The organism is Methanogenium sp. MK-MG, from assembly GCF_009914725.1.
Lineage (GTDB): Archaea > Halobacteriota > Methanomicrobia > Methanomicrobiales > Methanomicrobiaceae > Methanogenium.
Window position 1 is genome coordinate 1 of the sequence record NZ_JAAAWJ010000092.1, and the last position, 6393, is coordinate 6393.

A 6393-nucleotide genomic window follows, 5' to 3' on the forward strand; every position below is an offset into this window, starting at 1 on the left:
CGGTGTGGAACTCTACACCGGCTATGAGGATGTGGCTCCGTCAGATATTCCCGCAGGGCTGGTGAGAGGCGTTCACCTCCCGTTCCACTCCGGCTGGCCGGAGATGCTGGAAGATAATAATAAAATAAATACAGAGGAGAGGGCGGGGAACGGCGAACCACCCGGCAGCAAAGGAACCACCCGGTTCGAACCGCCGTTCTTTGCCTGCAGCACACATCAGGATTTCATTGCCGCCCTCAAGCTCCAGCTCGAACGGGCCGCCCGGCTTCACGCAGGCTACGCGGTATACCACCTCGGGTATTACCACACCGCTGAGATGTTCACCCAGACCTATGCAAGGGATGACCGGGATGTACTGGAACGGGCCGCAGAATTTCTTAATGAACTGGTTTCCACATTCCCTGGTAAGGAACCACCGGTCCCACTGCAGTTTGAGAACCTCTGGTATCCGGGCCTCACCTACACAGACCCTGATGCCATCCTATGCCTCATGGATTTGCTGGAGTTCTCAAACTATGGATTTGTGCTCGACACAGGCCACCTCATGAACCGCATCGCTTCCTCTGACAAAGAAGCCGACTGCATCACCGCCGTCTGCGGCTGCATCAATACCCTCCCTGCAGAGATTGTCAAAAAAATTGATGTCATCCACCTCCACTGGAGCGGCTCATACTCCCTCCGGCAGGAACGCATACGCCGGGGCATCCCAAACGGATTTGACACCATGCAGCGCCACGACCAGGAGGCGTTCGCATTCCAGCATGCCGTCCTCACCGACCAGCATCGGTCGCTATCCCTCCCACAGGCACGGACAATGCTGGAGATGGTTGCCCCTTCGGTGGTCGTCCATGAGTGCATCCCAAAGACACTGGATGATCTGACAACATTTCTTGTGACACAGCGTGCTTCGCTAAAACAGGAATAGGAGACAGTGTATAGGGGGAATATCCCCATTGGGATACCGTTACAGCCGGAGCACACTCCACCGAACGATAGCAAAATTCATCAGACTGAATCCATGTAATAGTCATGAACAAAAGGACTGTTTCACACAGTTAATAAAAACGTGGGGTTTATTAACCACCACAATAACCTCCTATTATATATTATATTCAAAGGTGTTGCAATGAAGGAAGCTGTCTATATATGTCCTAAGTGTGGAAAAAACGAACTGCAGGCAGAAGAACCTGATGAATACGAGATCTGGCTCAAGTGCCGCTCATGCAATTTTTTTATGGGCATGAGCAAAGACGACTGGCACCGGATAGTAAACAGCCCCAACGTCAACCAGAAGATCAAAAAACGAGCAGATGAATACACCTGAACCCGACGGCAGTCGCCACCTTTTTTTCAGGTGTATATGCTATGCACAGAGCTACGGCCAAAGTTCCCATAATTGCTATAAGGTGAACATGCGGATGCCATTTGCGGCCATGTAAAAAAACAGAGTGAATGAATGGATGTCCTGATTTTTCTTATCGTTCTCGAAGTAATCGGCCTTCTCGCGTTCCCTTTAGCCCTGACCCTGGCCGGAAACCTCAGGGACAGCGGATACTCGCTTGCCCGGCCAATAGGGATCATCATCATCTCCCTTGTTGCCAGTCTGCTCTCGTTCATCCGGCTGGTTCCGCTCACTGCAGGTGTATATGCCGGTCTGCTCGTTCTCGCTGCTCTGGCCGCATTCATTGTATACATCCACCGCTGTGACCTGCGACATTCGTCTTTGAAACATTACGCGGGGCACCGTTTCATCGCAGACCTCCATCGCAGTTACCGGAAGACAGACCGGGACTGGCTGATACAGGAAGGGCTATTTGTCGTAACATTTCTTCTCGCAACACTCTTTCTCATGCATAAACCGGAGATCTTCTTTGGATATTCAGAAGATTTCATGAACGCCGCATTTCTTCAGTCACTGCTACAAACCGATTACCTCCCTCTTCTGGATCCCTGGTTTGCCGGTACAGGTCTGACCTACTACTACCTCGGACACCTGGCCACCGCCGTCCTTGTCGTGCTCTCCGGTGTGCAGGCTACAGTCGGGTATAACCTTGCCGTTGCCACCTTCTTTGCCATCGGCGTGCAGACGGCGTTCGGCCTTGGGCTCAATCTGACGGAGAGACGGCTGTACGGTTTTGCTGCAGCGTTTCTCACCATGGTTTCAGGTTTTCCGGCCGGGTTCGTGCAGCTTCTGTCATATCTGAGTGAACCGGATAACCAGTGGTTCCAAAACGTTCCGGGATCGCTCATTGAGTGGTTCTCAGCGTTTGACTTCACGACCGCAACATGCACCATTCCTCAGACGATAAACTTCTACCCGTTCTTTACCTTTCTTCAGGGAGACCTGCATGCTCATTTCGTATCGATTCCTTTTCTGCTGACCCTCATCGGGCTGTGTCTCGCATTGTCAAAAAAGTTTTCATGGACAACATTCTCAGCAGCTCTCATCGTCACCGTCTTCCTTGTCGGTCTGAACGCCTGGAACCTTCCTGTATCCCTGTTTCTGCTCGCCTGGACCGCCTATGTTGTGACAAAAAAGAAGGCATTTCTGTTTGTCATCGGACTGGCAGGCTGCATCTTTGTGGCATCGCTTTGTGTGGGGCTGGTTGGCATTGTTGATCCCGGGCGGAGGACAGATTTATCAGGGTTTCTTCTCATATTCGGCGTCTTCGCCTTCATATCGTTCGCATACCTTATAGACTCACACAAATTTTCCCGGAAGGATGGTCTCATCGCAGTATCGGCCATCGTCGTTTTGGTGATCGCCTTCCTACTGAACTTCCCGCTGGCGATAGCAGCGCTCCTCGCCATTCCGTTCTTTTACCGTGCATGGTTCGGTGAAGAATACCCGGCTCTTCTCGCAGGCATCGCCCTGCTGATGATTACTTTCTGCGAATTATTCTTCATCAACGACCCCTACGGCCCCCCGTATGAGCGTATGAACACGGTAATGAAATTCTATCTGCAGGCGTGGGTATTCTGGGGAATCGCGTCTGCGTATTTTCTCTTCCGGATAAAGAACCGGATACTGGTGGCAGGGGCAATCGTTTTGATCATCATCGCGGTGATTCATCCAATGGGAACGCTGGTATCGATGCCCAATACGAATTATATGGGCGAGACAGAGACGCTGACGCTTGACGGTAGCGTATGGCTCAAAGAACAGAAACCTGACGACTACAACGCACTGTGCTGGCTCCGGGAGACGGCGAAGAGAGGGGAGGTGGTACTGGAAGCTCCGGGAGATGCATATTCCTACTCATCACGGGTATCAGCCTTCACCGGCCTGCCCACGGTTATCGGGTGGCGTACCCACGAAGTGATGTGGGGACGGGGAGGTGAGGATATTGAGCAGCGGTGTGCGGACATCGACTGCATGTATACCGAGGGGGCACAGGAACGGCTTGCGAAGTATCATGTGCGCTACATCTTCGTCGGAGAAACAGAGCAAAAGAAGTACGGATCAGACCTGGAGACGCTTGCAGGGTGTGATGAAATAGAACTCGCATACCGGTCAGGAAACACCTGTGTATACCGGGTTATCTGAGCATTGAGTGCGGCACATCCTTCGTAAGATCCGGATGTGCTGTTTGTTCACTCCTGCAGGCTGCGGTCTACGATTCTCGTTACTTGGGGCAGCGTGCCGCAAAAGATCTCGGCGTCCCCTTCCTCGGTGCCATCCCGCTGGACCCTGAGATGCGCAAAGCGGCCGATGAGGGACGGCCGTTTCTCATCCGCAGCCCCGGCATGGCCAGAGACAACCCGACATGGAAACAGGTCGATGCCGTGATGGAGAACCTTGTCCGGATTGTTGAAGAGGGAAAGGCGGCAGACGCCCCCGGGAAAAAATGCTTCTCAACCCTGTGTGAACGCGAACGGGTCCCCAGAATATCCATCCGTACCTGTCAGGAGTATACAGAACCTCGCAGATCAACCTGTCACCTTCATACCAACGGAAATCCCAACGGCCATATCTTATCGGTACTACAAAACTCCGTCATCCGGGTGCCGGACTCCGATGAAGATATCGGGCAATATGGAAACCGGGAGACTTTCACGGAAAAGTGACGATACCCTCACGGCGCATGTGCGAGGGAAAAAATATTGAAAAAGGGGTGTAGTGTTTCTATGGAGGACATACTTCCCCTGTTCGATGCGGATTGAATATTATCTGGATTCGGGATTTGGTGTATTTCTGGAATGTTTAGGCTTCTTCGCCCGTTTCGGAATCTTCGGACGGGACAGATGCGTCTTCGGAGGCCGTTTCACCGAAGAAGATGGCACGGATCTGCTCCCAGAGAGAACGTTTGCCGGTGTTCCAGGCTTTTTTGTTCTCGTTCAGGACAGCGTTGATGGCCGGGCGGTCCCCATCTCCCGTGGCGTTCATGAACGTCTGGTTATTTCCCCCGATGATATCGAGCTGTTCTCCTGCGGTTGTTGTATTATACCCTGATGCATTGAAGATATCAATGATCTCGTCGCCGTACATCAAACGTTCATTATACCTGAGTTCAAGATATTCCGCATCAATGGCGGTGCAGTTCTCACGGATCTGGTTCATCTCCATGGTTGCGTTTTCTGTGCCGTTTGCCCGGATACAGTTGTTCAGGGACATCCGGAGCTGTTTTGTCAGCGCATTGTTTTTGGCCGTTACCGAAGACATCTGGCCCTGTTCGCCGGATTCAAGCGCCCCCCTGAGGGCGTCTTCCTGTCCAATCAACTGTGCAAGGACTGCTTCTGCCTTTGAGGTATTGTATCCCGAAGAATTTACCTCTGCAATCAGACCCTTTCCCCAGACGACGCTGTCATTGAACTGCTGCATCCTGAATTCATTCGTTGCAGCACTGGTGTTGTTAATCAGCTGCTCGTCAGCATTTTTGAGCGCCCCCTTGCCGGACATCCCCCCGTCCAGCTTGTGGTCGGCAAACTTGTCCACTTGGGGACTGATCACGTTCTTTGCCATCGCAGGCGTCACTGCAACCGCACAGAGGCAGAGGCAGAGAACACATCCGATGGCTAGTGTGGTTCGTTTCATTACTGGTTTGCTCCTTCGCGGGAACAATATCTCCGTCCCCCGCATTCCTGTAGGTACGGTTCACATATATATTAAGAAAATACTCAGGTTCCCAGTGCGGAACCACGCGGTTCTCCTTATCCGTTTTCGGGAGGAGTGACATACCCGGCTGCCTCCCGCAGGGCCTCACAGAAGTCGGCAACCGAAGAGAACCGCTTATCCTTCTCCTTTTCCAGGCACCTGAGGATGACGGCGTCATAGGCATCGGTCGGGGCCCCGGCCTTTGAAGGAAGGGGGGCAGGCTCGCCGAGGACGGCAAGCGTCACCTCGCCGATTCCGGCACCCGCATAGGGGGTGGTGCCCGTCAGCAGTTCGAAGAAGAGCACGCCCAGCTGGTACAGGTCGGTGCGAACGTCCTCTTTTCCATAGACCGACGGCCTCAGCTGTTCCGGGGCTGCATACCCCGGTGAGAACCCGCCGACCTGTGTCCGGTGACCACCATCGGTCACCGACCCCAGCCCCCAGTCGGTAATCTTCGGCGTCCGGCCCCCTGCACACAGGATGTTTTCGGGTTTGATATCCCGGTGGATCACTCCCTTGTCGTGGGCGAATGAGAGGCCGGCGGCGATGCCCTGGATCACGCAAAAAGCCTCTTCCGGTGAGAGGGGGAGCGGGCAATCCTTCAGGGAATGGTGTGCATACTCCATCTCCACATAGGGGACGGGGAGGATGTTTACCGCATAAATCGCAAGGATATTCGGGTGGTGCAGGCGCTCCCAGAACCGGATCTCCCGCATGAAATGGGTGCCGGTCTGCTCGTCGGGAACGATGGGGATCTTTACCGCGACCACCCTGCCATCGGAGACATGTTCCGCCCGGTATACACGGGCAATCCCCCCCTGGCCAAGATATTCGATATTCCGATATTTTGGCGCGAGTCGTTCAGGAAACCCGGAATAGGCGGGAACGCTCCCTCCCCCCCGTATCACGGTCTTGACCGAGGCGGGAGCGCCCTCTCCGCCAATCATCGGTGGTTCAATCATGCCGTCACGTGCCGGTTCACGCCGTCGGCTGGCGATGATCGCACCGGCGGCAACGACGGCCGCCGCCGGGATAAGAAGAAGGAGCAGACCGGCTCCTTCTTCCCCGTCAGATGGGGAAGTCTCCTCCGCATCCATGCCATCCGCCGTTTCGGCCGTCTCGTCCGCAATGGCCCCGGCAGATGTTGCCGCATGGGCCTGTGTGGACACGGATGCGGGGGTCGTTTCGGGCGTTGCCACTGCCGTGTCGTCAGGGGTCTGTTCCGTGGTCGGCACCGGCGTGCCGGCCTTTACCGGACCAACACCCTGCCCGGGCCAGGTCGTCTCCGGCTTTACATC

At 54.4% G+C, this 6393-nt stretch carries 5 protein-coding genes and 1 pseudogene; 4 read left to right on the forward strand and 2 right to left on the reverse strand.

Features of this window, described 5'->3' with window-relative positions:
* The 4 genes and pseudogenes from MKMG_RS10120 to MKMG_RS10135 form a co-directional block, all read left to right on the forward strand.
* Positions 1-925, forward strand: a 925-nt coding sequence (locus tag MKMG_RS10120; protein ID WP_165077728.1) for a TIM barrel protein, incomplete at its 5' end; no start/stop codon positions are given.
* A 201-nt stretch (positions 926-1126) separates the two neighbouring features.
* The gene (locus MKMG_RS10125; protein ID WP_165077726.1) at positions 1127-1324 is read left to right on the forward strand and encodes a hypothetical protein; all 198 of its coding nucleotides are present in this window, start codon (positions 1127-1129) and stop codon (positions 1322-1324) included.
* 132 nt (positions 1325-1456) lie between these two features.
* On the forward strand, positions 1457-3547 hold the full coding sequence (locus tag MKMG_RS10130) for a DUF2298 domain-containing protein (protein WP_165077729.1): 2091 nt from the start codon (positions 1457-1459) through the stop codon (positions 3545-3547).
* Positions 3548-3633: 86 nt separating this feature from the next.
* Positions 3634-3819, forward strand: a pseudogene (locus MKMG_RS10135) (P-loop NTPase); the annotation flags it as partial.
* A gap of 385 nt (positions 3820-4204) precedes the next feature.
* On the opposite strand, the gene MKMG_RS10140 reads toward MKMG_RS10135, so the two are convergent.
* Positions 4205-5035 (reverse strand): hypothetical protein, encoded by an 831-nt coding sequence (locus MKMG_RS10140; protein WP_165077731.1) that lies wholly within the window; start codon positions 5033-5035, stop codon positions 4205-4207.
* Positions 5036-5151: 116 nt separating this feature from the next.
* On the reverse strand, positions 5152-6393 hold a 1242-nt coding region (locus MKMG_RS10145), incomplete at its 5' end, for a serine/threonine-protein kinase (RefSeq protein ID WP_165077733.1).

Bases quoted from the DNA above. Each gene is read 5' to 3' on its own strand.
- MKMG_RS10125 (WP_165077726.1), top strand. From the start codon at position 1,127: ATGAAGGAAGCTGTCTATATATGTCCTAAGTGTGGAAAAAACGAACTG.
- MKMG_RS10130 (WP_165077729.1), top strand. From the start codon at position 1,457: ATGGATGTCCTGATTTTTCTTATCGTTCTCGAAGTAATCGGCCTTCTC.
- MKMG_RS10140 (WP_165077731.1), bottom strand. From the start codon at position 5,035: ATGAAACGAACCACACTAGCCATCGGATGTGTTCTCTGCCTCTGCCTC.